Annotated in this window: 28 protein-coding genes; 20 read left to right on the forward strand and 8 right to left on the reverse strand. The window is 57.0% G+C overall.

Annotated elements, in window-relative coordinates:
• Positions 1-125: 125 nt before the first annotated feature.
• From P346_RS02250 to ppa, 3 genes are all read right to left on the reverse strand, one after another.
• Positions 126-596 (reverse strand): hypothetical protein, encoded by a 471-nt coding sequence (locus tag P346_RS02250; RefSeq protein WP_032662462.1) that lies wholly within the window; start codon positions 594-596, stop codon positions 126-128.
• On the reverse strand, positions 593-1,177 hold the full coding sequence (locus P346_RS02245; RefSeq protein WP_032662463.1) for a hypothetical protein: 585 nt from the start codon (positions 1,175-1,177) through the stop codon (positions 593-595). The genes P346_RS02250 and P346_RS02245 overlap by 4 nt, the downstream gene beginning before the upstream one ends.
• Positions 1,178-1,400: 223 nt before the next feature.
• Entirely contained in the window at positions 1,401-1,931 is a 531-nt protein-coding gene (gene ppa, locus P346_RS02240) for an inorganic diphosphatase (RefSeq protein ID WP_010427397.1), read from the reverse strand.
• A gap of 309 nt (positions 1,932-2,240) precedes the next feature.
• Here ppa and ytfQ point away from each other — a divergent pair, with 309 nt between their 5' ends.
• The 5 genes from ytfQ (at position 2,241) to P346_RS02215 (ending at position 8,493) form a co-directional block, all read left to right on the forward strand.
• Positions 2,241-3,197, forward strand: coding sequence for a galactofuranose ABC transporter substrate-binding protein YtfQ (gene ytfQ / locus P346_RS02235; protein WP_014882271.1), 957 nt, complete (start codon positions 2,241-2,243; stop codon positions 3,195-3,197).
• 104 nt (positions 3,198-3,301) lie between these two features.
• Entirely contained in the window at positions 3,302-4,804 is a 1,503-nt protein-coding gene (gene ytfR, locus P346_RS02230; protein ID WP_032662464.1) for a galactofuranose ABC transporter, ATP-binding protein YtfR, read from the forward strand.
• 10 nt (positions 4,805-4,814) lie between these two features.
• Positions 4,815-5,840, forward strand: a complete 1,026-nt coding sequence (gene ytfT, locus P346_RS02225) for a galactofuranose ABC transporter, ATP-binding protein YtfT (RefSeq protein WP_166770714.1) — start codon at positions 4,815-4,817, stop codon at positions 5,838-5,840.
• Positions 5,827-6,828, forward strand: a complete 1,002-nt coding sequence (yjfF, locus tag P346_RS02220) for a galactofuranose ABC transporter, permease protein YjfF (RefSeq protein ID WP_023310175.1) — start codon at positions 5,827-5,829, stop codon at positions 6,826-6,828. Before ytfT ends, yjfF begins: the two co-directional genes overlap by 14 nt.
• Before the next feature lie 93 nt (positions 6,829-6,921).
• Complete coding sequence (locus tag P346_RS02215) at positions 6,922-8,493, forward strand: methyl-accepting chemotaxis protein (RefSeq protein WP_032662466.1); 1,572 nt, start codon at positions 6,922-6,924, stop codon at positions 8,491-8,493.
• On the opposite strand, the gene P346_RS02210 is transcribed toward P346_RS02215, so the two are convergent.
• Both P346_RS02210 and fbp read right to left on the reverse strand, forming a co-directional pair.
• Positions 8,465-8,821: a helix-turn-helix domain-containing protein gene (locus P346_RS02210; RefSeq protein WP_032662468.1), complete on the reverse strand. Its 357-nt coding sequence runs from the start codon at positions 8,819-8,821 to the stop codon at positions 8,465-8,467. The genes P346_RS02215 and P346_RS02210 overlap by 29 nt on opposite strands.
• A gap of 150 nt (positions 8,822-8,971) precedes the next feature.
• Complete coding sequence (gene fbp / locus P346_RS02205; RefSeq protein WP_023310178.1) at positions 8,972-9,970, reverse strand: class 1 fructose-bisphosphatase; 999 nt, start codon at positions 9,968-9,970, stop codon at positions 8,972-8,974.
• Positions 9,971-10,167: 197 nt separating this feature from the next.
• Between fbp and mpl the strand changes: the two genes are divergently transcribed.
• Positions 10,168-11,547 (forward strand): UDP-N-acetylmuramate:L-alanyl-gamma-D-glutamyl-meso-diaminopimelate ligase, encoded by a 1,380-nt coding sequence (gene mpl / locus P346_RS02200; protein ID WP_032662469.1) that lies wholly within the window; start codon positions 10,168-10,170, stop codon positions 11,545-11,547.
• Between the two features lie 94 nt (positions 11,548-11,641).
• Here the strand turns inward: mpl and yjgA are convergent, their stop codons facing one another.
• A complete protein-coding gene (yjgA, locus tag P346_RS02195; RefSeq protein ID WP_029739257.1) occupies positions 11,642-12,193 on the reverse strand; it encodes a ribosome biogenesis factor YjgA in 552 nt (183 codons plus the stop codon).
• Between the two features lie 95 nt (positions 12,194-12,288).
• Between yjgA and pmbA the strand changes: the two genes are divergently transcribed.
• The 14 genes from pmbA to P346_RS02125 all read left to right on the forward strand — a co-directional run bounded on the left by pmbA (position 12,289) and on the right by P346_RS02125 (position 23,643).
• Positions 12,289-13,641, forward strand: coding sequence for a metalloprotease PmbA (gene pmbA / locus P346_RS02190; RefSeq protein WP_023310180.1), 1,353 nt, complete (start codon positions 12,289-12,291; stop codon positions 13,639-13,641).
• 41 nt (positions 13,642-13,682) lie between these two features.
• Positions 13,683-14,069, forward strand: a complete 387-nt coding sequence (cybC, locus tag P346_RS02185) for a cytochrome b562 (protein WP_023334302.1) — start codon at positions 13,683-13,685, stop codon at positions 14,067-14,069.
• Positions 14,070-14,385: 316 nt separating this feature from the next.
• Positions 14,386-14,724, forward strand: a complete 339-nt coding sequence (locus tag P346_RS02180) for a glycine dehydrogenase (RefSeq protein ID WP_025911967.1) — start codon at positions 14,386-14,388, stop codon at positions 14,722-14,724.
• Positions 14,725-14,734: 10 nt separating this feature from the next.
• Entirely contained in the window at positions 14,735-15,097 is a 363-nt protein-coding gene (locus P346_RS02175) for an SFCGS family glycine-rich protein (protein ID WP_010427372.1), read from the forward strand.
• 2 nt (positions 15,098-15,099) lie between these two features.
• On the forward strand, positions 15,100-15,399 hold the full coding sequence (locus tag P346_RS02170) for a DUF4312 family protein (RefSeq protein WP_006810338.1): 300 nt from the start codon (positions 15,100-15,102) through the stop codon (positions 15,397-15,399).
• Between the two features lie 22 nt (positions 15,400-15,421).
• Positions 15,422-16,198 (forward strand): DUF4311 domain-containing protein, encoded by a 777-nt coding sequence (locus P346_RS02165; RefSeq protein ID WP_023310182.1) that lies wholly within the window; start codon positions 15,422-15,424, stop codon positions 16,196-16,198.
• 13 nt (positions 16,199-16,211) lie between these two features.
• The gene (locus tag P346_RS02160; RefSeq protein ID WP_023310183.1) at positions 16,212-16,853 is read left to right on the forward strand and encodes a DUF4310 family protein; all 642 of its coding nucleotides are present in this window, start codon (positions 16,212-16,214) and stop codon (positions 16,851-16,853) included.
• Positions 16,854-16,895: 42 nt separating this feature from the next.
• Positions 16,896-18,029 (forward strand): amidohydrolase/deacetylase family metallohydrolase, encoded by a 1,134-nt coding sequence (locus tag P346_RS02155; RefSeq protein ID WP_032662470.1) that lies wholly within the window; start codon positions 16,896-16,898, stop codon positions 18,027-18,029.
• The gene (locus P346_RS02150; RefSeq protein ID WP_032662471.1) at positions 18,013-19,131 is read left to right on the forward strand and encodes a DgaE family pyridoxal phosphate-dependent ammonia lyase; all 1,119 of its coding nucleotides are present in this window, start codon (positions 18,013-18,015) and stop codon (positions 19,129-19,131) included. Before P346_RS02155 ends, P346_RS02150 begins: the two co-directional genes overlap by 17 nt.
• Positions 19,128-19,868, forward strand: a complete 741-nt coding sequence (dagF, locus tag P346_RS02145; RefSeq protein ID WP_029739262.1) for a 2-dehydro-3-deoxy-phosphogluconate aldolase — start codon at positions 19,128-19,130, stop codon at positions 19,866-19,868. Before P346_RS02150 ends, dagF begins: the two co-directional genes overlap by 4 nt.
• A gap of 114 nt (positions 19,869-19,982) precedes the next feature.
• Complete coding sequence (locus tag P346_RS02140) at positions 19,983-21,119, forward strand: lactonase family protein (protein WP_032662472.1); 1,137 nt, start codon at positions 19,983-19,985, stop codon at positions 21,117-21,119.
• A 19-nt stretch (positions 21,120-21,138) separates the two neighbouring features.
• The gene (locus tag P346_RS02135; protein ID WP_032662473.1) at positions 21,139-23,049 is read left to right on the forward strand and encodes a BglG family transcription antiterminator; all 1,911 of its coding nucleotides are present in this window, start codon (positions 21,139-21,141) and stop codon (positions 23,047-23,049) included.
• Between the two features lie 77 nt (positions 23,050-23,126).
• On the forward strand, positions 23,127-23,369 hold the full coding sequence (locus P346_RS02130; protein WP_008501400.1) for a type II toxin-antitoxin system RelB/DinJ family antitoxin: 243 nt from the start codon (positions 23,127-23,129) through the stop codon (positions 23,367-23,369).
• Positions 23,359-23,643: a type II toxin-antitoxin system RelE family toxin gene (locus P346_RS02125; protein WP_032662475.1), complete on the forward strand. Its 285-nt coding sequence runs from the start codon at positions 23,359-23,361 to the stop codon at positions 23,641-23,643. Before P346_RS02130 ends, P346_RS02125 begins: the two co-directional genes overlap by 11 nt.
• Positions 23,644-23,646: 3 nt before the next feature.
• On the opposite strand, the gene nrdG is transcribed toward P346_RS02125, so the two are convergent.
• Together nrdG and nrdD are read right to left on the reverse strand one after the other, a co-directional pair.
• Positions 23,647-24,111, reverse strand: a complete 465-nt coding sequence (gene nrdG / locus P346_RS02120; RefSeq protein WP_032662476.1) for an anaerobic ribonucleoside-triphosphate reductase-activating protein — start codon at positions 24,109-24,111, stop codon at positions 23,647-23,649.
• 342 nt (positions 24,112-24,453) lie between these two features.
• Entirely contained in the window at positions 24,454-26,592 is a 2,139-nt protein-coding gene (gene nrdD, locus P346_RS02115) for an anaerobic ribonucleoside-triphosphate reductase (protein WP_032662478.1), read from the reverse strand.
• Positions 26,593-26,754 lie beyond the last annotated feature (162 nt).

Here is a 26,754-nt window from a genome sequence, read left to right on the forward strand (position 1 = left end):
AAAACAGTAAAAACAGCAGAATCACATAATCGCTTCGATAAGGGATCCATAAGTAAAACAAAAACCAGGCAAGCTGGAATGTCATGATGCAGAGATACTGCCATTTACTGTCTTTACCGTAACAGTCAAACGCCTTTATGTAGCCCATCTTTATGCTTTGAAGAAAGAAACTTAGCATGTATAACGCTCACGATCGCGACGGTCAGGAGTGTGCTCATCAGCAACGCCCCTAAAAAATAGCTGTGGGTGATATCAGTAGCACCCGAGCCTAAAGTATGCAATTTACTATAACCTCTATCTACTGCAACAAAAAGCGTATATAGCCCTATGTTAATAAAGAATTGCAGAAGACAAGAAAAGAAGATATTTCTGGGAATTGTTTTTAATAGAGTGAGTAACGCATAAATAATGCTTGATGATAGCGCGAAGTAAAGTCCGTTAAGTAACCCAGATAGTAATGCGCTATTTATTTGACTGAATATTAAATGATCGCTTCCATAGTACCATGACAGATATTCAACATAAGTACTTCTGCCAAAGACAAAGGAGGCAATAATAAGGACGAATAGGCTTATGACATGGCTTTTCTTACTCATAATTTTGCTCCCTTAGATAGCAGCTCCTTCATCGTTTTACTGGCTTCTAGCTGATCTTTGATTATGGCAAGGTCACGAGTATTGTGGTTATATTTTGCAATAGCGGTTGGTGTACCCTTACCACCATTATCCATAAAGAAGACTATATCCTTACGACCATAAAGAAGGACTTGTGGGATGGGATCACGCCCATAACTCACCGCCTGTGGAAGGGAGTGGATAGACTCTGTCGTGAGGAAGCGAGGAATATTTTCATGCTCAATATTACCTAAAGGCGTGGTGGCAACAAGGGAGCCGATAAAATCGGTCGTATACACTAACGCATCTGTATCCTTGGTCGTTACTTTTGAACCCGTAATATATTTTATTTGTTGCCAAAGGGTAATATCTTTAGGGGTAACCTTAACACCATCCATAAACATATCCTGCTTGCGTTTTAGCTGAATGACAGTACGGTGCACCTGTGTCAAAGAGGGGCTGATTTCCCCAATAGAAGGCATATAACCATCGCGGGAATACAACCGTTCAATGATAAAATAAATTCCAGTTGGGCGGGCAACATCAATGTTAATGGATGACATATGAATCCTGTAATGAATGGGGATTAATGATCATCATGACAGTATGTTGTGAACAGCCAGGCTATTCAACCACTCCCACTATAAATGATAGGGAGTCTTTTTTTGTTTTTAATATCCAAAACAAAAGGAATGGGATTATTCTTAAAAGTTAAGTTTGTACTACTATCAACCAGGGAAATAAAAAAGCCCCGACTCGCGGGGCCTTCATTAACAGCAGTAAGAATTACTTCTTAGCAGCGCGTTCGAAAGAGGCGATGATTTCTGCTTTCGCCGCTTCTGCGTTGTCCCAGCCGTCAACTTTAACCCACTTGCCTTTTTCGAGGTCTTTGTAGTGCTCGAAGAAGTGAGTGATCTGCGCTTTCAGCAGCTCTGGCAGGTCGTTCACATCTTTGATGTGATCGTATTCTTTGCTCAGCTTGGTGTGCGGTACCGCAACCAGCTTCGCATCTTCACCGGATTCGTCGGTCATTTTCAGCACGCCAACTGGACGGCAGCGAATGACGGAGCCTGGCTCCAGTGGGTATGGCGTTGGGACCAGCACGTCAACCGGGTCACCGTCCAGAGACAGGGTGTGGTTGATGTAACCGTAGTTGCACGGATAGAACATCGCGGTAGACATGAAACGGTCTACGAACAGGGCGCCGCTCTCTTTGTCCACTTCGTATTTGATCGGATCTGCGTTAGCCGGGATTTCGATAACTACGTAGATGTCTTCTGGCAGTTCTTTACCCGCTGGGACGTTGAGTAAGCTCATGTCGGTGTCCTTTAAAATGGATGGTAAACAAGTGGCAGGTATTATAGCCAACTCGCGCTGAATGTCTCCGCCTGTTTTCGCTTTCTCTCCCCGCTTTCTCCACTTTTCAGACCCTTTCCATGACAGAAAAATCCATAAACTCAGCCGCATTTTTCATGGTGAAATGAAAGCGATTACAAACTTGTGATTAACGTTTTATTCACTTTTCTGAAGTGTGATGCAACGCAATTCGTTACATATTTCATGGGCTATAGTCATTTCGCAGAACATCTTTTAACCAACAATAAACACCCCTACGAGGACGCTCATATGTGGAAGCGCTTACTTCTTGTCACAGCAGTTTCGGCAGCCATGTCGTCTATGGCGATGGCCGCTCCCTTAACCGTAGGTTTTTCGCAGGTCGGCTCTGAATCTGGCTGGCGAGCGGCTGAAACCAACGTTGCGAAAAGCGAGGCTCAGAAACGCGGCATTACCCTGAAAATCGCCGATGGTCAGCAAAAACAAGAGAATCAGATCAAAGCCGTGCGCTCCTTTATCGCCCAGGGCGTGGATGCCATCTTTATCGCACCCGTCGTGGCGACCGGCTGGGAACCCGTCCTGAAGGAAGCGAAAGACGCTGAGATCCCGGTCTTCCTGCTCGACCGTTCCATCGACGTCAAAGACAAATCCCTCTATATGACCACCGTCACCGCCAACAACGTGCTTGAAGGGCAATTGATTGGCGACTGGCTGGTGAAGCAGGTCGACGGCAAGCCGTGTAACGTCGTTGAGCTGCAGGGCACCGTCGGCGCGAGCGTGGCCATCGACCGTAAAAAAGGCTTTGCTGAAGCCATCGCTAAAGCGCCAAACATCAAGATTATCCGCTCTCAGTCCGGCGACTTTACGCGCAGTAAAGGTAAAGAGGTCATGGAGAGCTTTATTAAGGCTGAAAACAACGGCAAGAACATCTGCATGGTTTACGCCCACAACGATGACATGGTGATCGGTGCGATTCAGGCGATTAAAGAAGCGGGCCTGAAGCCGGGCAAAGATATTCTCACCGGCTCTATCGACGGCGTGCCGGACATCTATAAAGCGATGATCGACGGCGAAGCCAACGCCAGCGTGGAGCTGACGCCAAACATGGCGGGCCCGGCATTCGACGCGCTGGAGAAATTCAAGAAAGACGGCACGATGCCTGAGAAGGTGACGGTCACCAAGTCCACGCTCTACCTGCCTGACACGGCGAAAGAAGAGTTAGAGAAGAAGAAAAATATGGGCTACTGATCCAGTGAAACTGCCGGGTGGCGCTGCGCTTACCTGGCCTACGATACGCTCTTTTGTAGGCCGGATAAGCGTAGCGCCATCCGGCTTGATGCAGGGGGAAAACCATGACCACTGAACAACACCAGGAAATCCTCCGCACAGAGGGCTTGAGTAAATTCTTCCCCGGCGTAAAGGCGCTGGATAACGTTGATTTCAGCCTGCGGCGCGGTGAGATCATGGCGCTGCTGGGCGAGAACGGCGCGGGAAAATCGACGCTGATTAAATCCCTGACCGGCGTTTATCATGCCGATCGCGGCACCATCTGGCTGGAAGGCAACGCCATTTCGCCAAAAAATACCGCCCATGCCCAGCAGCTGGGGATCGGGACGGTGTACCAGGAAGTGAACCTGCTGCCGAATATGTCGGTGGCGGATAACCTGTTTATTGGCCGTGAGCCGCGACGTTTTGGCCTGCTGCGCCGCAAAGAGATGGAGGCGAGGGCGACAAAGCTGATGGAATCGTACGGCTTCTCCCTCGACGTCCGCGAGCCGCTGAACCGCTTTTCCGTGGCGATGCAGCAGATCGTCGCCATCTGTCGCGCGATCGATCTCTCGGCAAAGGTGCTGATCCTCGACGAACCCACCGCCAGCCTCGATACCCAGGAAGTGGAGATGCTCTTTACCCTGATGCGCCAGCTGCGCGATCAGGGCGTCAGCCTGATCTTCGTTACCCACTTCCTCGATCAGGTGTATGAGGTAAGCGATCGTATCACGGTGCTGCGCAACGGCAGCTTTGTCGGCTGTCGCGAAACCCGCGAGCTGCCGCAGATCGAACTGGTGAAAATGATGCTGGGTCGCGAGCTGGAAACTAACGCCCTTCAGCGCGCCGGGCGCACGCTGCTGAGCGAGAAACCGGTCGCCGCGTTCAGCGATTACGGCAGGAAAGGCGTGATATCGCCGTTTAATCTGGAAGTCCGCCCGGGCGAAATTGTCGGGCTGGCGGGCCTGCTAGGCTCTGGCCGGACCGAAACCGCCGAGGTGATCTTCGGGATCAAGCCGGCGGACAGCGGCACCGCGCTGATCAAGGGTAAACCGCAAACCTTACGATCGCCGCATCAGGCCTCCTGCCTGGGCGTCGGCTTCTGCCCGGAAGACCGAAAAACGGACGGCATTATTGCCGCGGCCTCGGTGCGGGAAAATATCATTCTGGCGCTGCAGGCCCAGCGCGGCTGGCTGCGCCCGATCCCCCGTAAAGAGCAAAACGCCATCGCCGAGCGCTTTATCCGTCAACTGGGTATTCGTACCCCGAGCGCGGAACAGCCTATTGAGTTTCTCTCCGGCGGTAACCAGCAGAAGGTGCTGCTGTCACGCTGGCTGCTGACCAAACCCCAGTTCCTGATCCTCGACGAGCCAACCCGCGGCATTGACGTGGGTGCGCACGCTGAAATTATCCGGCTTATCGAAACCCTGTGCGCGGACGGTCTGGCGCTGCTGGTTATTTCGTCCGAGCTGGAGGAGCTGGTGGGCTATGCCGATCGCGTCATCATCATGCGCGATCGCAAACAGGTGGCAGAGATCCCGCTGGATAAGCTGTCCGTTCCGGCGATCATGAATGCCATCGCGGCATAAGGAGTAAATCGTGATGCCCCGTTCGCTTTCGCAAACCGGCGAGTCAAAGCGCCGCTTCAGCTGGCCAACCGGCACGCCGCAAATCGCGGCGCTGCTGGTGGTTCTGCTGGTTGATAGCCTGGTCGCGCCGCATTTCTTCCAGATTATCGTGCAGGATGGCCGCCTGTTTGGCAGCCCAATAGACATTCTGAACCGTGCCGCGCCGGTGGCGCTGCTGGCCATCGGGATGACGCTGGTCATCGCCACCGGCGGGATTGACCTCTCCGTCGGCGCGGTGATGGCTATCGCCGGGGCCACGGCCGCCTCCATGACCGTGTCCGGACACAGCCTGCCGATGGTACTGCTGGCGGCCTTAGGCACCGGCGTGCTGGCCGGATTATGGAACGGTATTCTGGTGGCGGTGCTGAAAATTCAGCCCTTTGTCGCCACCCTTATCTTAATGGTGGCCGGGCGCGGCGTGGCGCAGCTGATTACCTCCGGACAGATTGTCACCTTTAACTCGCCGAGCCTGGCGTGGCTCGGGAGCGGCAACCTTCTGTTCTTCCCGACGCCGGTGATTATTGCCCTGGCCACGCTCGTTGTCTTTTGGCTCTTCACCCGCAAAACGGCGCTGGGCATGTTCATTGAGGCCGTCGGGATCAACATCCGCGCCGCGCGCAACGCCGGGGTCAACACCCGGCTGATGGTGATGCTGACCTACGTGCTGAGCGGCGTCTGCGCCGCCATCGCCGGGGTCATCGTCGCGGCGGATATTCGCGGGGCGGATGCCAACAACGCGGGGCTCTGGCTGGAGCTGGACGCGATCCTCGCGGTGGTGATCGGCGGCGGGTCGCTGATGGGCGGGCGCTTTAACCTGCTGCTCTCGGTGATTGGCGCGCTGATCATTCAGGGAATGAACACCGGGATCCTGCTTTCGGGGTTTCAGCCGGAACTCAACCAGGTGGTGAAAGCGGTGGTCGTGCTCTGCGTGCTGATCGTCCAGTCGCCGCGCTTTGTCAGCATCATTAAGGGGATCCGTGGCCATGATAAAACGTAATTTACCGTTGATGATCACGCTGGGCGTGTTTGTGCTGGGTTATCTCTACTGCCTCACCCAATTCCCGGGTTTTGCGTCGACGCGCGTGATTTGCAATATCCTGACCGATAACGCCTTTTTAGGCATCATCGCCGTCGGGATGACCTTTGTGATCCTCTCCGGCGGGATCGATCTCTCCGTTGGCTCGGTGATCGCGTTTACGGGCGTGTTCCTCGCGAAGGCGATCGGCTTCTGGGGGATCTCTCCGCTGGTGGCGTTTCCGCTGGTGCTGGCGATGGGCTGCGCGTTTGGCGCCTTTATGGGGCTGCTGATCGACGCGTTAAAAATCCCGGCGTTTATCATTACCCTCGCCGGGATGTTCTTCCTGCGCGGAGTGAGCTATCTGGTCTCGGAAGAGTCGATTCCGATTAACCATCCGGTGTATGACACGCTCTCCAGCCTGGCGTGGAAAATTCCCGGCGGCGGCCGCCTGAGCGCGATGGGGCTGCTGATGCTGGGCGTGGTGGTGATTGGCATCTTCCTCGCCCACCGTACCCGGTTTGGCAATCAGGTTTACGCCATCGGCGGTAGCGCCACGTCGGCAAACCTGATGGGGATCTCAACCCGCAGCACCACTATCCGCATCTATATGCTCTCGACCGGCCTGGCGACGCTGGCGGGTATCGTCTTCTCGGTGTATACCCAGGCGGGCTATGCCCTTGCAGGCGTGGGCGTTGAGCTGGATGCGATTGCTTCTGTGGTCATCGGCGGCACGCTGCTCAGCGGCGGGGTGGGGACGGTGCTGGGTACGCTGTTCGGCGTGGCTATCCAGGGGCTGATACAAACCTATATCAACTTTGACGGCACGCTCAGCTCATGGTGGACGAAAATCGCCATCGGCATTCTGCTGTTTATTTTTATTGCCCTGCAGCGTGGCCTGACGGTGCTCTGGGAGAACCGTCAGAGCTCGCCTGTTACCCGCGTAAACACATCGGTAACAGAGCGATAACACGCTGAATTTGCTTAAAGTCTAAACATTTTCCGGTAGCGGCCGATACTCTTTTTTTATGCCCAGAAATATCTCGCTACCGGAAATAATATCATGCTTAAAACGCTATCGATTCGTACCGGCTTGCTCTCTTTACTGGCCGTTATGACCCTTCTGCTGCTGATTGTCAGCGGCATCGGCATTTATGCCCTCACACAGAGTTCTTCTTCACTGCAGCGTATTAATCACCTTCAGGGTGAGCAGATGGTGCAGCTTAATTCAGGCTATACGCTGATCCTGCGCGCGCGCAATGAGGCGGGCCAGGCCGTCCGCATGATGGAAATCGGCATGCTGGACGATGCGGCCAAAGCGGTAAAAAACATCAATCAGGAAGTTGCCCTGGCCCAGAAAACGCTGAAAGGCGTGATCGACGGCGGCGTGGCTGACGAGCAGGGGCAACAGCTGCTCGATAAAGTGGCGGCCAGCCTGGCGACGTATAGCCAGCAGGGGATCAACCCGATGCTGAAAACCCTGAATGACCAGAGCGCGGACGGGTATTACGATCTTCTGGAGAAGACGCTGATACCGGTGGCGAAGCAGTTTGATAACGATATGCAGGCGTTTCAGAAATGGAGCGAAGCGCGTGGTCAGGCGGAAGTGAGTGCCGTGCAGGCGAGTAAAACCCGCGTACTGATCCTGATTATCGTCGCCGCGCTGCTGACGGCGGGCATTATCGTGCTCGCCTGGCTGGTGCTGCGCCATATGCTGCTCAAGCCGCTCTCGGCCTCCATTGCGCAGCTGGAAAACGTGGCGGCGGGTGATTTAACCCATACGCTGAATGCCCCCGCGAGCCAGGAGTTTAACCGCCTCAACGCGGTGATAGAGGAGATGCGCCAGTCGCTGATGAACTCGGTTATGCGGGTACGCGATGCCAGCGCGCAAATTGACACCGGCAGCCGCGAGCTGACGCTGGGAAACCGCGACCTTGCCGAGCGTACGGAATCCACCGCCACGTCGCTTGAGCAGACGGCGGCCAGCATGGAACAGATCACCGCGACGGTGAAGCTCAACGCCGATAATGCCGAGCAGGCGCACCAGCTGGCGAAGTCGGTGTCCGACACGGCCGATCACGGCAGCGAGATGGTCTGCTACGTGATTGAAAAAATGCGCGATATCTCGGGCAGCTCGGCGCGCATCGCCGACATCCTGAGCGTGATCGACGGTATTGCCTTCCAGACCAATATCCTGGCGCTTAACGCCTCCGTGGAAGCGGCGCGCGCGGGCGAGCAGGGGCGCGGGTTTGCCGTCGTCGCGGGCGAAGTGCGAAACCTCGCCAGCCGCAGCGCCGACGCGGCGAAAGAGATCCGATCGCTTATCAGCGATTCGCAGACCCACGTTAACGAGGGCAGCGAGCTGGCCCAGCAGGCCGGCGAAACGATGGACGAAATCGCAACAGAAGTGCTGCGCATGACCAAACTGATGCGTGAGATTGCGACCGCGTCTCAGGAGCAGAGCCGCGGTATTGAGCAGGTGAATATTGCGGTGAATCAGATGGACGAAACCGCGCAGCAGAATGCGGCGCTGGTGCAGCAATCCTCCGCCGCGACCCGCTCTCTTGAAGAGCAGTCGCGTCAGCTGATGGAAGCCATGTCATCATTCAAAGTGACGACTCAGGCCGCTGCATAATATTACCCAGCCCCGGTACGTTCTGTGCCGGGGTTTTATTTTTCCCGGAATTAACTGCCGCAATATTATCGTGAATATCACCCATTAATATTTCCAGCGAGCTGGTTAAGGCTAATGCTTTTTCCGTCGGTTCAAGATATAAACCTTTGCGGAAAAATAACGGTTCATCAAAGAGTTGATTAAAACGCTTTAAGGCCAGACTCACCGCCGGACGTGACATCTCCAGACGCAAAGAGGCTTTTGCCATGCTGCCGCAGCGGACGATTTCAATAAATACAGGGATAAGATTTAAATCAATGCCGGTATTAGCACGGGAATAATTTTTCATTGCGATTCTGCTCCACGAAATATCAGTCAAACTGTTATGGAAATAATGCAGGAGCAGTGGTGAATATTAAAGCATGTTTTTTATAAACACTTATACGGTAAAATATATAAATGACCAGGGGAGCCAGAACGGCTCCCCTGAAGAGAGGTATTACGCGTCCGGGTACTCACGGATAAAACGTTCAACGTCTTCAACCATATGGTTGTTGCCGACGAAGAATGAACGGCGCTGGTGAAGGCTTTCCGGCACGATATCCAGAATACGCTCTTTACCGTCGCTCGCCTTGCCGCCCGCCTGTTCGGCGAGGAACGCCATCGGGTTGCACTCGTACAGCAGGCGCAGCTTCCCGTCCGGGTGGCTGGCGGTGCTTGGGTAGAGGTAAATGCCGCCTTTCAGCAGGTTACGGTGGAAATCCGCGACCAGAGAGCCAATATAGCGGGACGTGTACGGGCGCTGGGTCGCTTTATCTTCTTCCTGGCAGAATTTAATGTACTTCTTCACGCCGTTCGGGAAGCGGATGTAGTTGCCTTCGTTGATGGAGTAGGTGTTGCCCTTCTCCGGGAAGCGCATGCGTTCCTGGCTCAGGCAGAAAACGCCGAGTGAAGGATCGTACGTAAAGGCGTGAACCCCGCAACCGGTGGTGTACACCAGCATGGTGGAGGAGCCATAAACGACGTAACCGGCAGCAACCTGGTTAATGCCCGGCTGCAGGAAATCTTCTTCGGTTACCGGCGTGCCAACAGGCGTGACGCGGCGGTAGATGGAGAAAATGGTACCGACAGAAACGTTAACGTCGATGTTTGAGGAACCGTCGAGCGGATCCATCAGAACAACGTATTTAGCGTGTTCACACCCTTCGAAAACAACAATTTCATCTTCTTCTTCAGAGGCGATACCCGCAACGATGTCGCGCGCGCGCAGTGCTGCTTTCAATTTTTCATTTGCGAACAGATCGAGCTTCTGTTGAACCTCGCCCTGAACGTTCTCGGCACCGCTGGCACCCAGGATATCGACCAGACCGGCCTTGTTGATATCACGGTGGATGATCTTAGCGCCCAGCTTTATTGCCGACAGCAAAGCAGTGAGTTCACCGGTAGCATGAGAGAACTCGTGCTGCTTTTCGACAATAAATTCACCTAACGTTTTCATAACACTTTCCCTGCATCTTTGTGAGTAGAGCGATTGTATGTTCACTAAAACGACTAAAGCCCAACAATCTTAACAAACATTCAAATATTAGCGCAGAGGTGAATCGCGCCAGCAACATACGGATTTACCTGAAATGCGTTTCACAGCCGCTAACATGTGAGTAAAATGTGCGCCACATTGAAGAAGGATAGTGACGTATGCGCATTCATATATTGGGGATTTGTGGCACTTTCATGGGCGGACTGGCAATGCTGGCGCGCTCGCTGGGCCATGAAGTGACAGGTTCGGACGCCAATGTGTATCCGCCAATGAGCACACTTCTGGAGAAACAGGGCATCTCGTTAATTCAGGGCTACGATGCCAGCCAGCTGGATCCCGAGCCGGACCTGGTGATCATCGGCAACGCCATGACCCGCGGCAATCCGTGCGTCGAGGCGGTACTGGAACGCAATATTCCGTTCATGTCCGGCCCGCAGTGGCTGCATGACTTCGTCCTGCGCGACCGCTGGGTGGTTGCCGTTGCTGGTACCCACGGCAAAACCACGACCGCGGGCATGGCGACCTGGATCCTCGAAGCCTGCGGCTACAAGCCGGGCTTCGTGATCGGCGGCGTACCGGGTAATTTCGACGTTTCTGCGCGTCTGGGTGACAGCCCGTTCTTCGTGATCGAAGCCGACGAATACGACTGCGCGTTCTTCGACAAGCGCTCCAAGTTCGTGCATTACTGCCCGCGCACGCTGATCCTCAACAACCTTGAGTTCGACCACGCGGATATTTTTGACGACCTGAAAGCGATCCAGAAACAGTTCCACCACCTGGTGCGCATTGTTCCGGGCCAGGGGCGCATCATCCTGCCGGAAAACGACATCAACCTGAAGCAAACCATGGCCATGGGCTGCTGGAGCGAGCAGGAGCTGGTGGGCGAGCAGGGCCACTGGCAGGCGAAGAAGCTCAACGCCGATGCCTCCGAGTGGGAAGTGCTGCTCGACGGTGAGAAAGTGGGTGAGGTGAAGTGGGGCTTGGTGGGCGAGCACAACATGCACAACGGCCTGATGGCCATTGCTGCGGCGCGTCACGTGGGCGTTCTGCCTGCGGATGCGGCCAATGCGCTGGGCTCGTTTATAAACGCCCGTCGCCGTCTGGAACTGCGCGGTGAAGCCCACGGCGTTACCGTGTATGACGATTTCGCGCACCACCCAACGGCCATTCTGGCGACGCTTGCCGCCCTGCGTGGCAAGGTCGGCGGCACTGCCCGCATTCTGGCGGTGCTGGAACCGCGCTCGAACACCATGAAGATGGGCATCTGCAAAGATGACCTCGCGCCGTCGTTAGGACGTGCCGACGAGGTCTTCCTGCTGCAGCCGCAGCATATTCCGTGGCAGGTGGCCGAAGTGGCCGACGCCTGCATTCAGCCTGCGCACTGGAGCGCGGATGTGGATACGCTTGCGGATATGGTGGTGAAAGCCGCACAGCCTGGCGACCACATTCTGGTGATGAGCAACGGCGGTTTTGGTGGGATCCATCAGAAGCTGCTGGACGGTCTGGCGAAGAAAGCGGAAGCGGCAGCCGCAGAGTAAAAAAAAGCCCGGTGGCGCTTGCGCTTACCGGGCCTACTTTCCCGTGTTTTCTCCCTCGCCCCTCCGGGGAGAGGGCCGGGGTGAGGGGAAGATATTACTCTTCGTTCTCAGACAGCTCGCGCAGATACTGGAAAATCAGGCGCGCAGACTTCGGCGGCTTATTCCCTTCTTTCTCTTTCTGCGCGTTGCGGATCAAGGAACGCAGCTGCTGGCGGTCGGCATCCGGCCACAGGTTCAGCACTTCCGGTACGGCATCATCACCCTGTTCAATCAGGCGATCGCGGATCTGCTCAAGCTTATGGAAAAACGCAACCTGCTGGTTGTGGCGGTTTTTCAGCTTGTCCAGCGCCTGGCGGATCGGATCGACGTCGCGCTGACGCAGCATTTTCCCGATAAGCTGAAGCTGGCGACGACGGCCTTCTTTCTTGATTTTCTGTGCCAGTTCAATGGCATCACGCAGATCCTGGTCGAGCGGGATCTTGTCCAGCGCGTTTTTACCCAGTTCTACCATTTCTGCGCCAAGCTGTTTTAACTCTTCGGCGTCACGTTTAATTTCACTTTTACTGACCCAGATGATCTCATCATCTTCGTCTTCGATGTCATCACCGGGAACGTCGTCGAGCCAGTCTTCGGGCTGCTTAGTCATGTCAGGCTCCTTAAAAAAAGAGGCTAATGTTACCAGTTAAGACGCGCACTGAAAAACGGTTCTCTGTTAGACTTCAGATAACTCTCTCTTACAGTATGGCATTTGCGATGAAAGTAACCTCACAAGTTGAAGCGCAGCGTAAGATTCTTGAAGAAGCCGTCTCCACCGCGCTGATGCTTGCTTCAGAAAAATCAGATGGCGCCGAAGTGGCGGTCAGCAAAACCACCGGCATCAGCGTGAGTACCCGCTATGGTGAAGTGGAGAACGTAGAATTCAACAGCGATGGCGCGCTTGGGATCACGGTGTATCACCAGAATCGCAAAGGCAGCGCGTCATCCACCGATCTCAGCCCGGATGCCATTGCCCGTACGGTGCAGGCGGCGCTGGATATCGCCCGCTATACCTCCCCGGATCCTTACGCAGGCGTGGCGGATAAAGACCTGCTGGCGTTTGACGCGCCGGATCTCGATCTTTTCCACCCGGCAGAAGTGACCCCGGACGAAGCGATCGAGCTGGCCGCGCGCGCCGAGCAGGCTTCCCTGCAGGCCGATAAGCGCATCACCAATACCGAAGGCGGCAGCTTCAACAGCCATTACGGCATCAAAGTCTTCGGCAACAGCCACGGTATGCTGCAGGGCTACTGCTCTACCCGTCATTCGCTCTCCAGCTGCGTGATCGCCGAAGAGAACGGTGACATGGAGCGTGACTACGCCTACACCATTGGCCGCGCGCTGGGGGACTTGCAGTCTCCTGAGTGGGTGGGTAAAGAGTGTGCCGAACGCACGCTGTCACGCCTGTCGCCGCGCAAACTCTCCACCATGAAGGCCCCGGTCATTTTTGCTAACGAAGTGGCGACCGGTCTGTTTGGCCATCTGGTGGGCGCTATCGCGGGCGGCTCCGTTTACCGTAAGTCGACCTTCCTCCTCGACTCGCTGGGCAAGCAGATCCTGCCGGAATGGCTCACCATTGAAGAACATCCGCACCTGCTGAAAGGGCTGGCCTCCACGCCGTTCGACAGCGAAGGCGTGCGCACCGAACGTCGCGATATCATCAAAGACGGTATTCTGACCCAGTGGCTGCTGACCAACTACTCCGCGCGCAAGCTGGGGCTGAAAAGCACCGGACACGCTGGCGGCATTCACAACTGGCGCATTGCCGGACAGGGCCTGAACTTTGAGCAGATGCTGAAAGAGATGGGCACCGGTCTGGTGGTCACCGAGCTGATGGGCCAGGGCGTAAGCGGCATCACCGGAGACTACTCGCGCGGCGCGGCGGGCTTCTGGGTGGAAAACGGCGAAATTCAGTATCCGGTGAGCGAAATTACCATTGCCGGCAACCTGAAGGACATGTGGCGCAATATCGTTACGGTCGGTAACGATATTGAAACACGTAGCAATATACAGTGTGGTTCTGTACTTCTGCCGGAAATGAAAATCGCCGGTCAGTAATATCCGTAAAGGCGTTTTAATAATAAAAAAGGAAGTGAGCAATGCGTAAACATCTGTTAGCGATCGTCGCAGCTTCAACGCTGGTTCTTGGCTCTTCTGCGTTTGCTGCCGATCTTGAAGACGACATGGGCATCCTCGGTCAAAACCTGAAGGTGGTGCAGAAAACGGACAATGCGGCTGAAATGAAAGACGCGCTGACCAAAATGCGTGAAGCGGCGCTGGACGCACAAAAAGCGACGCCTCCGAAGCTGGAAAGCAAAGCGGCAGACAGCGCAGAGATGAAAGACTACCGCCACGGCTTTGACGTGCTGGTCGGCCAGATCGACGGCGCGCTGAAGCTGGCTAACGAAGGCAAAGTGAAGGAAGCCCAGGCGGCGGCCGAGCAGTTTGTGACGACCCGTAACACGTATCACCAGAAATACCGTTAACCGATCGCGCATCTGACAAACAACCAGCGGGGGCCAGCGGCTCCCGTTTTTTTTTACGCGGTAATAAGTAAACCCTATCGCCATCACATTTTTGCGTCACCACGCCTGAACGTTTCGTTTCCCCGGCGCGCGTTTTGCCGCTGGAATATGTGATATTCATCACGCAAATACCGGGATTAATTCAGATTCACCGCATTTATGTGGCACAGATCACTGCTGCGGCTCGCCTTTCCACTTCGAAGTGGAAAACAACTCGCTACAAACAATTCCCCCCCAACGTTAGTTTTATTCCAGAGCCATTAACGGGGTAAGACCAGTGATTAACGGAGCGGTAATGAACGACGTTGGGGAACAGGCGGAGCAAACAGAACAGCTCGCGAACACCATGCTGCAGCAGGTTTATGCCCTGCTGGCCCGGAACAACATCATCCCCAATGCGGTACAGGAGCAGATGCTTACCTCCCACGTGCGCGCAATGGCGCACCGGTCCGTGACCGGCGAGCCGCTGCCGGAGGTTGAAGCAGAGCTGTTTGACGAAATTTCACCGGATTCAATGCGGCTCGCCCGTGAAGTGGTCGCGCAGTTTGGCAATCTTCCTGATGAAGAAGCCTGGCTGCTCTCCGTTCACTTCGAAGTCGCGAAAGACAACCTTTAAGGAGCAACACATGGAACAGATTACAGTCGTGATTGGCGATCGCCTGGGTAAAGGTCAGAAAGTGGCTGCCGGTGTGGAAAAAGCAGGTGGACGCGCGGTGGTTGTGCCGGGCATGGCGGCGGATATGAAGCTGGGCGACATGATGAAGGCGGAAAACGCCACCTTCGGCATCTCCTTCTGCGGCAGCGGCGGCGCGGGTGCCATCACGGCCCAAACCAAATATGGCTACAAGGCCAAATACGGCATGCGTTCCGTGGAAGAGGGCGTGACCGCCATCAACGAAGGCTGCAACGTGCTGGGCTTTGGCTTTATGGATAAAGAAGAGCTGGGTGAGCGTCTGGTACAGGCGTGGCAGAAGAAATACGGCGCATAAGCATGAAAGAACAGTTCACAACCACGGTGAGAGTGAAGGGTAAAGGCGACGCCAAAGCGCGCGCCTTTGCCGACGCGCTCAACCACGTTCAGGCCGCGGTGATGAAAGCCTCACCGCATATCTTACTGCGTATTGAGCCACAGGATGTGCAGGTCGTTCAGGCGCAAGAAGCGGTGCGAAAAGAAGCGTTTCTGTTCTTCTTTCTGCGCCGGGAAAGACGCACCTACAGCGTGGAGCTGGATGTGACCGTCAACGTGACCGCTATCAATCTTGACCAGGTGGATTTCGTCACGCAACGCTGATTATTCATAAAAGGGCAGACTGATGTTCTTAATTATATTAATAAAATCGCTCATCATTGGCGGCCTGGTTGGCGTCGGTGTCGGAGCCGGGGCTGCACGCATGTTTCATGCGCCTACCACTCAGGGTATGGGCGCGTTTCGTACGTTGGGGGAACTGAACTCCTGTGAAGGGGATCCGGCGTCCCACTTCTCCTTTGGGTTAGGTTTCTTCTTTAACGCCTGGGCCTCTTCCGTGGCCGCAGGTGCCTTCACACAGGACGTTGACCACCGCATCATCCCGAACTGGGGTGCTGCTGCACTGATGATCAAAAACCGTAACGTCGGCGAAACGCTGCACGACCCGCGCAAAATGGCGATTGCCTGCGGCGTGATTGGCATGCTCGTCGTCACCTTCCTGAACCTGACCGCCTCCTCCGTTCCGGCAGCGCTTCAGGTCACCGCCGTTAAGGTGCTGGTGCCTGCGGCAAACCTGCTGGTGAACACCGTCATGCCGGTGATCTTCTGGCTGGCGGCCATCGACGCGGGTAAAAAATCGGGCTTCTGGGCCACCATCTTTGGCGGCGCAGCTCAGCTGATCATGGGCAACGCCGTACCGGGCCTGGTGCTGGGGATCCTGATCGGTAAAGGCGTCGAAGAGAGCGGCTGGAACCACGTCACCAAAGTGATGATGGCGGCGATCGTCCTGCTCTTCGTGCTGAGCGGCTTCTTCCGCGGCTTCGACATGAAGATGATCGAATCCTTCCATCTGACCGTGCCGAACTGGCTCGACATGATCCACAACTCGCTCAGCGGTAAATAACAGGAGCCTCTAAATGGAACAGAATAAAGGTTTTTGGTATGCCGACTGGTCGTTCCCGATCTTCGTTGGCCTGCTCTCCTCCGGCGTCTTCGCCGGGACGCACATGTACTACCTCTACGGCATCGGCGCGTTTAACGAAGTGGCCTTCGTGGCGATGCTGAAAGCGGGGATCGATACCGGGGTTTACGGCGCGGTGGCGGCGTTCGGCGCGAGCTTCCTGTTCGCCCGCATTATCGAAGGGTCGCTGGTGGGTATTCTCGACATCGGCGGCGCCATCCAAACCGGCGTGGGCCTCGGCGTTCCGGCGCTGCTGCTGGGCGCGGGCATTATGTTCCCGGTGACCAACTTCATTGCCGCGCTGATTACCGGCCTGGTGATTGGTCTGGCGATTGGCTACGTCATTATCCTGGCGCGTAAGTTCACCATCAACCAGAGCAACTCCACCTACGGTGCAGACGTGATGATGGGCGCGGGTAACGCCTCCGGCCGCTTCCTCGGGCCTTTGATTATCCTCAGCGCCATGACCGCCTCCATTCCTATCGGCGTCGGTTCCCTGCTGGGTGCGCTGGTGTTCTACATCTGGCAGAAGCCGATTACCGGTGGCGCCATTCTCGGCGCAATGCTGTTGGGCTGGCTGTTCCCGGTTGCCCTTTAATACCCGCGGGCGCTCAGGCGCCCGCCTTATCAGGAGATCCTCATGTTTGATTTACTCCTGCGCCGTGCGCGCCTTGCCGACGATACCCTGACCGATATCGCCATTCATGACGGGAAGATCGCGGCGCTGGGCGAGATTGACGCTCCCGCGCATAAAACGGTTGAGCTGAACGGCGACGTGTTCGTCAGCGCAGGCTGGATTGACTCCCACGTTCACTGCTACCCGAACTCCCCGATTTACCACGACGAGCCGGACAGCGTGGGCATTGCCACCGGCGTCACCTCCGTGGTGGACGCGGGCAGCACCGGCGCCGACGACGTGGACGATTTCTATGACATCACCCGCAGGGCCTCTACCGAGGTGTTTGCCCTGCTGAACATCTCCCGCGTGGGGCTGATTGCCCAGAACGAGCTGGCCAACATGGCGAATATTGACGCCGATGCGGTGAAGCAGGCGGTGAAGCGCCACCCTGATTTTATCGTCGGCCTGAAGGCGCGCATGAGCAGCAGCGTGGTCGGTGAAAACGGCATCACGCCGCTGGAGCGGGCGAAAGCCATTCAGAAAGAGAACGGCGACCTGCCGCTGATGGTGCACATTGGCAACAATCCGCCGAACCTCGACGAAATCGCCGAGCTGCTGAGCTCCGGGGACATTATCACCCACTGCTACAACGGCAAACCCAACCGCATTCTGACGCCCTCCGGCGAGCTGCGCGCCTCCATCACCTCCGCCCTGAAGCGCGGCGTGCGCCTGGACGTCGGGCACGGTACGGCGAGCTTCAGCTTCGAAGTGGCGAAACGCGCCATCGCGATGGGCATTCTGCCGCACACCATCAGCTCGGATATCTACTGCCGCAACCGCATCAACGGCCCGGTCGGCTCGCTGGCAAGCGTGATGTCGAAGTTTCTCGCCATCGGCATGTCGCTGCCGCAGGTGATTGACTGCGTGACCGCGAACGCCGCCGACGGCCTGCGCCTGGCGCGTAAGGGCCGCATTCAGCCGGGTCTCGACGCCGACCTGACGCTGTTTACGCTTAAGCGCCAGCCGACGGTGCTGACGGATGCCGAAAACGACAGCCTGCAGGCTGAACACATTCTGGTGCCGCTTGCCGCGATCCGCGCGGGCAAGGGCTATATGACCGAACAAGGGAGCACGGAACATGCCTTCGATTTATGAGAAGTACAACTTAAAGCAGGTGATCAACACCTCTGGCCGCATGACGGCGCTGGGCGTCTCCACGCCGCGTCCGGAAGTGGTGCAGGCGGCGATGGACGGCATGAATCACTATTTCGAGATGAAGGATCTGGTCAACAAAACCGGGGAATACATCGCGAAGCTGCTGGATGTGGAAGGCGCGACGGTGGTCTCCTGCGCGTCGGCGGGCATTGCCCAGTCCGTGGCGGCGGTGCTGGTAAAAGACAGCGACTGGCTGCTGGAAAATCTGCACGTGACCCCGATTGAGAACAACGAAATCGTCCTGCCGAAAGGCCACAACGTGAACTTTGGCGCGCCGGTGGGCACCATGGTGGCGCTGGGCGGCGGCAGGCTGGTGGAGGCGGGCTACGCCAACGAATGCTCCGCCGATCAGCTGGCGGCGGCGATCACTCCGCGCACCGCGGCGATCCTCTACATCAAATCGCACCACTGCGTGCAGAAAAGCATGCTCAGCGTAGAGCAGGCGGCGGTTGTGGCGCGCAAGCACGATCTCCCGCTGATCGTCGATGCGGCGGCGGAAGAAGATCTGCACGCGTACTACCGTTCCGGTGCCGATCTGGTGATCTACAGCGGCGCGAAGGCGATCGAAGGCCCAACCAGCGGTCTGGTGATCGGCAAAACCCAGTACGTTGAGTGGGTGAAGCGTCAGACCGCGGGCATTGGCCGCGCGATGAAGGTGGGTAAAGAGGGGATCCTCGGCCTGACCTGCGCCATCGAACACTACCTGACGGCGACCAAAGAGAGCGGGGCCGAGATGGTGGCGAAGATGACGCCGTTTATCGAGGCGCTCAACACCCTGAACGGCGTGACCGCACGCGTGGTCTGGGACAGCGCCGGTCGCGATATCGCTCGCACCGAGATTAAGTTCGACGAAGCCGCAACGGGCGTCGGCACGGGCGATCTGGTGGCGAAGCTCAAGCAGGGGGAGTACGCCATTTACTTCCGTGGCTACAAGGCCAACGAAGGGATTATCGAAGCGGACGTGCGCAGCGTGAATGCTGACCAGCTGAACATCGTGTACCGCCGCATTAGCGAAGTGTTAGGACAGGAGAATAAAGCATGAAACTGACCCCCAACTTTTACCGTGACCGCGTCTGCCTGAACGTGCTGGCAGGCTCAAAGGCCAACGCCAGCGCCATTTACGAGGCGGCGGAAGGTCACGTGCTGGTGGGCGTGCTCTCAAAAAATTACCCGGACGTGGCGAGCGCCGTTGCCGATATGCGTGAATACGCCGCGCTGATTGATAACGCGCTCTCCGTCGGCCTCGGCGCCGGGGATCCGAACCAGTCGGCGATGGTGAGCGAGATTTCCCGTCAGGTGCAGCCGCAGCACGTTAACCAGGTGTTTACCGGCGTGGCCACCAGCCGCGCGCTGCTGGGGCAGAATGAGTCCGTGGTCAACGGCCTGGTCTCCCCGACCGGCACCGTCGGGATGGTCAAAATCTCCACCGGCCCGCTGAGCAGCAACGCGCCTGACGGCATCGTACCGGTTGAAACCGCGATTGCCCTGCTAAAGGATTTCGGCGGCAGCTCCATCAAATACTTCCCGATGGGCGGCCTGAAGTGCCGCGACGAGTACAAAGCGGTGGCGGAAGCCTGCGCCCGTCACGACTTCTGGCTGGAGCCGACCGGAGGTATCGATCTGGAAAACTATGAGGAGATCCTGCAGATCGCCCTCGACGCGGGCGTGAGCAAAATCATCCCGCATATCTACAGCTCGATTATCGACAAAGCCAGCGGCGACACGCGCCCGGAAGACGTGCGTACGCTGCTTGCTATGACGAAGAAGCTGGTGAAGTAGTATCTGCCCTCACCCTAACCCTCTCCCTTTGGGAGAGGGAAACTTTACCCCCTCTCCCTTTGGGAGAGGGCCGGGGTGAGGGAAAACAAACCGCACACACCTGAAGGAGCCACCATGCACACCCGTACCCTGCTTGTTGCTTCACTCTCAATGTTCGCCACCGCCGCTATCGCCCAGACGCAGTACGCCTGGGTGGGCACCTACAACCCCAACGGCGAAGGGCTGTACCGCTTTACCGTTGACCCGCAAAGCGGCGCGCTGGCGAATAAAACGCTGGTGAGCAAGCTGCCGAACGCCGCGCAGCTGGCCGTCTCACGCGACGGCAAAACGCTCTATCTGGCAAGCGAAGTGGAGCAGGGCGTGGTGCAGGCGCTGCGGGTGGGGGATAACGGCGCGCTGAGCGAGCTGAATCAGGTGGCCTCCGGCGGTGCGGGGCCGGTGTATCTTTCCCTGACGCCGAACGGCAAGCATCTGCTGGTGGCGAACTACGTCAGCGGATCGATCGCAGTGCTGCCCGTCAACGCAGACGGCAGCCTGGGTGAGGCCACGGACACCCATCAGGATCAAGGCGAACCGGGCGCGGCGAAGCCGGAAGCGGCAGCGGAAGGCAGCTTTGCCATCAGCGATCATAACGGCCCCCACGCGCACATGATCGCCGCCGATCCCAGCGGGAAATACGTATTTTCCACCGATCTTGGGCTGGATCGCCTCTACCAGTACCGTTTTGACGATCGAACAGGGAAGCTGACGCCGAACGATCCGCCGTTTATCAGCGCCTCCTCAAAAGGCGCCGGGCCGCGCCACTTTGTCTTTACGCCAAAAGGCGATGCCCTGTGGCTGATTAACGAAGAGGCGTCTACGCTCACCCATTATACCGTGAGCGCCAACGGCACCTTAAAAGAGGGCAAAACGCTTTCCGCACTGCCGGAAGGTTACAAAGGCACCAGCTTTGCTGCCGGGCTCGCATTAAGCGCCGACGGTAAACAGCTGTATGTGGCTAACCGTTTGCATAACAGCATCGGGCACTTTACCGTAACAGCGGAGGGCACGCTGACGCATCAGGACGACGTGTGGACGCGCGGCGACTACCCGCGCACCCTGACGCTTGATAAGCAGGGACGCTGGCTGTACGTCATGAACCAGCGCAGCGACAACATTACCCGTTTCCGCGTCGGTCAGGACGGCAAGCTCAGCTTCGAACCGGACTACACACCGGTCGGCAGCCCATCCCAGATGGTCATTTCACCTTAAGCCGTAAGAGGACAAACCCGTGCGATTTCCGAACCAACGTTTAGCGCAACTGTTCGATCTGTTGCAAAACGAGACGCTGCCGCAGGACGAGCTGGCGCAGCGGCTGTCGGTCTCCACGCGAACCGTCCGTGCCGATATCACCGCCCTGAACGCGCTGCTGGCAGGCCACGGCGCGCAGTTTATATTGAGCCGGGGCAACGGCTATCAGCTCAAAATTGATGATGCCCAGCGCTACCAGCAGCTGCAGGCATCCCACCCGCGCGCGCTGCGTATTCCCCGGACCGGGCCGGAGCGCGTGCATTATCTGGTAGTGCGTTTTCTCACCTCGGCATTTTCTCTTAAGCTCGAGGATCTGGCGGACGAGTGGTTCGTCAGCCGCGCCACGCTGCAAAGCGACATGGCGGAAGTCCGCGAGTGGTTCCACCGCTATAACCTGACGCTGGAAACGCGTCCGCGCCACGGCATGAAGCTGTTTGGCAGCGAGATGTCGACCCGCGCCTGCCTGACCGATCTGCTCTGGGAGCTGGCGCAGCAGGACAGCCTGAACCCGCTGGTGACCGACGTGGCGCTGAATGCAGGCGTGGCGGAGCAGATGGTGCCCGTGCTGCACGAGGCGCTGACGCGTCATCACATCCGTCTGACCGACGAAGGCGAGCTGTTCCTGCGCCTGTACTGCGCGGTGTCGGTGCGGCGCATCAGCGAGGGCTATCCGCTGCCGGAATTCCACGCCGAAGACGTGGAAGAGAACGTGCGCGAGGCGGCGAAGGATATCGCCGTCACTATCCAGCAGCTGGCGGGCAAAGCGCTTTCACCTTCGGAGGAAAGCTGGCTGTGCGTGCACATTGCGGCGCGGCAGATCCAGGAGATTGCCCCGAGCGCCATTAACGCGGATGACGACGAAGCGCTGGTCAACTACATCCTGCGCTACATCAACACCCACTATAACTACAACCTGCTCAGTGACGCGCAGCTGCACGCGGACCTGCTCACGCATATCAAAACCATGATCACCCGCGTGCGGTATCAAATCATGATCCCCAATCCGCTGCTGGATAACATCAAGCAGCACTACCCGATGGCGTGGGATATGACCCTCGCGGCGGTGTCGAGCTGGGGCAAATACACGCCGTATGTGATCAGCGAAAACGAGATTGGTTTCCTGGTGCTGCATATCGGCGTCGGGCTGGAGCGCCACTACAACATCGGCTACCAGCGCCAGCCGCGCGTGCTGCTGGTGTGCGACGCCGGGAATGCCATGGTCCGCATGATTGAAGCGGTGCTGCAGCGCAAGTACCCGCAAATTGAGGTCACGCGCACGCTCACCCTGCGCGAATACGAGCTGGCGGAAACGATTGGCGAAGACTTTGTGATCGCCACCGCCCGCGTCAGCGAAAAGTCGAAACCGGTGGTGACGATCGCCCCGTTCCCGACCGACTATCAGTTAGAGCAGATCGGCAAGCTGGTGCTGGTGGACCGCACCCGCCCGTGGATGCTGGATAAATACTTCGACGCGGCCCATTTCCGCATTCTCGACAAGCCCGTTGACCAGCAAACGCTGTTCCGGGAACTGTGCGCGCAGCTTGAAGGCGAGGGGTTTGTCGGCGCGGAGTTCCTGGATTCCGTCGTCGAGCGTGAAGCCATCGTCAGCACCATGCTCGGCGACGGTATTGCGCTCCCGCACTCCCTCGGCCTGCTGGCGCAGAAAACGGTAGTCTATACCGTGCTCGCCCCGCACGGCGTCCAGTGGGGCGACGAAACCGCGCACGTCATCTTCCTGCTCGCCATCAGCAAAAGCGAATACGAAGAGGCGATGGCGATTTACGATATCTTCGTCACTTTCCTGCGTGAACGGGCGATGTCGCGGCTCTGTAGCTGCGGAGATTTTGCCGAGTTTAAGGCGGTGGCGATGGAGAGTTTGAGTCGGTTTTGAGAGGCGTTATCCAGAATTCGATGTAATGCGAATGTAATGCTAAACTGCATTACACATTCGATTTTACCGGAGGCATAATGGCCACGCTGAACGTCCGTCTGGATGACAAACTCAAAAACGAGGCTTATGCCGTGCTGGAAAAACTTAATATCACCCCAACGGAAGCCGTGCGATTACTGTTTCAGTACGTCGCGGAGACGGGACGCATGCCCGTGAAAACGGTCACCATTAGCGACAGCGAAGATGCGCTGATACAGACGGTCCGGGAGCGACTGGCTAATCCGCAAAAGGGAATTAAGGTTAGTCTGGATGACTTATGAACTGGCATTTGATCCGAGGGCGTTAAAGGAGTGGAGCAAGCTGGGGGAGCCTGTAAAAGACCAGTTTAAGAAGAAACTTGCGGACGTGTTGGTGAACCCAAGGGTCGAATCGGCCCGCCTGCATGGTCTGCCGGATTGCTACAAAATCAAACTCAGATCGCAGGGTTATCGTTTGGTCTATCAGGTTCAGGACAACGTTGTAACGGTATTTGTTATCGCTATCGGTAAGCGAGAGAAAGCAGCCGTTTATCATGATGCAAACAAACGGCTCTAACGCTCACCGCAGATGATGCACAACCTGGTTGCTGCTGCCGCGCCAGATCAGCGCCGGGTCTTTTAAATCCTGCACGAACTTGCCGTCGACCAGGACGTTAATCAGATCCACCACTTCCATTTGCTGCGCGTTCAGCTCTTCCAGCCTGTAGCCCGTCCAGACCCAGATATCTTTTCCCGAACACTCGGCCCGAATGCGTTTCACCAGCTTCAGGATATCCGGCACGTTTTGCGGGTGCAGCGGATCGCCGCCGGAGAGCGAAATCCCCTGGCGTTTGATGCGCGTGTCGTTCAGGTCGTTGACGATCCGGTCTTCCATTTCGGCGGTGAACGGCATGCCGGAGTTCAGACGCCATGTGCTTTTGTTGTAGCAGCCGGGGCATTCGTGGACGCAGCCTGAAACAAACAGGGTGCAGCGGGTGCCGGGGCCGTTGACGATGTCGACGGGGTAGTATTGATGATATCGCATAGAAAATGTCCAGAGAATTTGTGCGCGCTGATGCCCTCACCCCGACCCTCTCCCACGGGGAGAGGGAGAAAACCGGCGACCGACATAACAATGTGCTCGATCGGTTCCCTCTGCCTTGGGGAGAGGGCAAAAACCGGTGGCCGGAATAACAATGTGCTCGATCGGTTCCTTCTCCCTTAGGGAGAGGGCGAAAACCGGCGGCCGGAATAACAATATGCTCGATTGGTTCCTTCTCCCTTAGGGAGAGGGCGAAAACAGACGGCCGGAATAACAATGTGCTCGATCGGTTCCCTCTCCCTTGAGGGAGAGGGGTAGGGTGAGGGGGAGAACCCTGAGCAGAACTTACCCGATCTGCCCATTCCCCAAATGCTTCACGCGGCGCTTCACCTCTTCCTGTTTGCCGGCGTTAAACGGACGCGCGTCCGGGCTGCCGAGATAGCCGCACACGCGACGGGTCACGGAGACGCGGGCCGCGTCGTGGTTGCCGCATTTCGGGCAGGTGAAGCCTTTGCTCGTACACTCGAACTCACCGGTAAAGCCGCACTCGTAGCACTCGTCGATTGGCGTGTTGGTCCCGTAATACGGCACGTGCTGATAGCTGTAATCCCACACGTCTTCCAGCGCCTTCAGGTTGTGCTGAATGTTCGGGTACTCGCCGTAGCAGATGAATCCGCCGCTGGCGATCGGCGGATAGGCCGCTTCGAAGTCGATCTTGTCGTACGGGTTCACCTTTTTCTCCACGTCGAGGTGGAAGCTGTTGGTGTAATACCCTTTGTCGGTCACGCCTTCCACAATCCCGAACTCGGCGGTGTCCAGACGGCAGAAGCGGTCGCACAGGTTCTCGCTCGGCGTGCTGTAGAGGCTAAACCCGTAGCCGGTTTCCTCTTTCCACTGGTCAACCGCGTCGCGCAGGCGCTGAACGATGGCAATGCCTTTTTCGCGCAGGGCCTCGCTGTCGTACATATGCGTATCGCCCGCCAGGGCGTTGATGGTCTCGTGAATACCGATATAGCCCAGCGAAATGGACGCGCGACCGTTTTTGAAGATCTCCGACACGTCATCGTCCGCCTTCAGGCGCACGCCGCAGGCCCCTTCCATATAGAGGATCGGCGCGACGCGGGCTTTGACCCCTTCAAGGCGCGCGATGCGGGTCATCAGCGCCTTACGCGCCAGCTGCAGGCGCTCGTCCAGCAGCGTCCAGAATTCAGCTTCATTGCCTTTCGCCTCCAGAGCGATGCGCGGCAGGTTCAGGCTGATGACGCCCAGGTTGTTACGCCCGTCGTGGATCTGCTCGCCGTTTTCATCTTCGTAAACACCGAGGAAGCTGCGGCAGCCCATAGGCGTTTTAAACGAACCGGTCACTTTGACGACCTGATCGTAGTTCAGGATGTCCGGATACATGCGCTTGCTCGCACACTCCAGCGCCAGCTGTTTGATGTCGTAGTTCGGATCGCCAAACTTGTGGTTCAGGCCGTCGCGAATGGCAAACACCAGTTTCGGGAACACCGCCGTTTTGCGGTTCTTGCCGAGGCCGGAAATGCGGTTGCGCAGGATGGACTGCTGAATCAGGCGTGATTCCCAGCTGGTGCCCAGACCAAACCCGAAGGTTACAAACGGCGTTTGGCCGTTGGCGGTGTGCAGCGTGTTCACTTCATATTCCAGCGACTGGAAGGCGTCGTAGCACTCTTTCTCGGTGCGGGAGTGCGCGTAGCCGTCAGCGTCCGGGATCTGCCACTCTTCTGCCGTTTTACGATGCTTGTTGAAACTTGCCGTCACGAATGGGGCCAGCACTTCATCAATGCGGTTAATGGTGGTGCCGCCATAAATGTGGCTGGCAACCTGAGCGATAATCTGCGCGGTGACGGCGGTGGCCGTGGAGATGGATTTTGGCGGTTCGATCTCGGCGTTACCCATTTTAAAACCGTGGGTCAGCATGCCTTTCAGGTCGATCAGCATGCAGTTGAACATCGGGAAGAACGGCGAATAGTCGAGGTCGTGGTAGTGGATCTCTCCGCGCTCGTGCGCCGACACCACGTCGCGTGGCAGCAGATGCTGACGGGCATAGTGTTTGGCGACGATACCGGCCAGCAGGTCGCGCTGGGTCGGGATCACTTTGCTGTCTTTATTGGCGTTTTCATTGAGCAGGGCGGAGTTGGTCTGCTCCACCAGGCCACGGATTTCCTGGTTCAGACGACCGCGCTTCTCACGCTGCACGTCACGATCGTGACGGTACTCAATGTAGGCGCGCGCCAGCTGCTTGTAAGGTCCCGCCATCAGCTGGTTCTCAACCGCGGTCTGGATCTCACTGATATCGACCTGGCTGCGTTCGTTCATCTGGCTGCTAACGACTTCTGCGACGGTGGCGCAGTAATCTGCGTCATCGACTCCCGCTGCTTTAGCTGCACGCAGAATGGCTTCCTGGATGCGCTCTGATTTAAACGGCACTTTACAGCCATCACGTTTCATCACATGCGGTGTCATGATCACTCCATTTTTTTGAAAACAGGTTATCCACAGAGGTGGAGAAGTCGTCGCCGGGCGTATTCCCCGCCGGGCCAAAGACTTCCCGCGTTCCCAGCTCGTGTTATCCACAATTCCGGCCAGCGTAAGCGCCGTCTTGTTGTTGGAATAGTAGACGATAAA

It is taken from the genome of Enterobacter sp. DC1, from assembly GCF_000568075.1.
Classification (GTDB): Bacteria; Pseudomonadota; Gammaproteobacteria; order Enterobacterales; family Enterobacteriaceae; genus Enterobacter; species Enterobacter asburiae.

Bases quoted from the DNA above. Each gene is read 5' to 3' on its own strand.
- P346_RS02250 (WP_032662462.1), bottom strand. From the start codon at position 596: ATGAGTAAGAAAAGCCATGTCATAAGCCTATTCGTCCTTATTATTGCC.
- P346_RS02245 (WP_032662463.1), bottom strand. From the start codon at position 1,177: ATGTCATCCATTAACATTGATGTTGCCCGCCCAACTGGAATTTATTTT.
- ppa (WP_010427397.1), bottom strand. From the start codon at position 1,931: ATGAGCTTACTCAACGTCCCAGCGGGTAAAGAACTGCCAGAAGACATC.
- ytfQ (WP_014882271.1), top strand. From the start codon at position 2,241: ATGTGGAAGCGCTTACTTCTTGTCACAGCAGTTTCGGCAGCCATGTCG.
- ytfR (WP_032662464.1), top strand. From the start codon at position 3,302: ATGACCACTGAACAACACCAGGAAATCCTCCGCACAGAGGGCTTGAGT.
- yjfF (WP_023310175.1), top strand. From the start codon at position 5,827: ATGATAAAACGTAATTTACCGTTGATGATCACGCTGGGCGTGTTTGTG.
- P346_RS02215 (WP_032662466.1), top strand. From the start codon at position 6,922: ATGCTTAAAACGCTATCGATTCGTACCGGCTTGCTCTCTTTACTGGCC.
- P346_RS02210 (WP_032662468.1), bottom strand. From the start codon at position 8,821: ATGAAAAATTATTCCCGTGCTAATACCGGCATTGATTTAAATCTTATC.
- fbp (WP_023310178.1), bottom strand. From the start codon at position 9,970: ATGAAAACGTTAGGTGAATTTATTGTCGAAAAGCAGCACGAGTTCTCT.
- mpl (WP_032662469.1), top strand. From the start codon at position 10,168: ATGCGCATTCATATATTGGGGATTTGTGGCACTTTCATGGGCGGACTG.
- yjgA (WP_029739257.1), bottom strand. From the start codon at position 12,193: ATGACTAAGCAGCCCGAAGACTGGCTCGACGACGTTCCCGGTGATGAC.
- pmbA (WP_023310180.1), top strand. From the start codon at position 12,289: ATGGCATTTGCGATGAAAGTAACCTCACAAGTTGAAGCGCAGCGTAAG.
- cybC (WP_023334302.1), top strand. From the start codon at position 13,683: ATGCGTAAACATCTGTTAGCGATCGTCGCAGCTTCAACGCTGGTTCTT.
- P346_RS02175 (WP_010427372.1), top strand. From the start codon at position 14,735: ATGGAACAGATTACAGTCGTGATTGGCGATCGCCTGGGTAAAGGTCAG.
- P346_RS02170 (WP_006810338.1), top strand. From the start codon at position 15,100: ATGAAAGAACAGTTCACAACCACGGTGAGAGTGAAGGGTAAAGGCGAC.
- P346_RS02165 (WP_023310182.1), top strand. From the start codon at position 15,422: ATGTTCTTAATTATATTAATAAAATCGCTCATCATTGGCGGCCTGGTT.
- P346_RS02160 (WP_023310183.1), top strand. From the start codon at position 16,212: ATGGAACAGAATAAAGGTTTTTGGTATGCCGACTGGTCGTTCCCGATC.
- P346_RS02155 (WP_032662470.1), top strand. From the start codon at position 16,896: ATGTTTGATTTACTCCTGCGCCGTGCGCGCCTTGCCGACGATACCCTG.
- P346_RS02150 (WP_032662471.1), top strand. From the start codon at position 18,013: ATGCCTTCGATTTATGAGAAGTACAACTTAAAGCAGGTGATCAACACC.
- dagF (WP_029739262.1), top strand. From the start codon at position 19,128: ATGAAACTGACCCCCAACTTTTACCGTGACCGCGTCTGCCTGAACGTG.
- P346_RS02140 (WP_032662472.1), top strand. From the start codon at position 19,983: ATGCACACCCGTACCCTGCTTGTTGCTTCACTCTCAATGTTCGCCACC.
- P346_RS02130 (WP_008501400.1), top strand. From the start codon at position 23,127: ATGGCCACGCTGAACGTCCGTCTGGATGACAAACTCAAAAACGAGGCT.
- P346_RS02125 (WP_032662475.1), top strand. From the start codon at position 23,359: ATGACTTATGAACTGGCATTTGATCCGAGGGCGTTAAAGGAGTGGAGC.
- nrdG (WP_032662476.1), bottom strand. From the start codon at position 24,111: ATGCGATATCATCAATACTACCCCGTCGACATCGTCAACGGCCCCGGC.
- nrdD (WP_032662478.1), bottom strand. From the start codon at position 26,592: ATGACACCGCATGTGATGAAACGTGATGGCTGTAAAGTGCCGTTTAAA.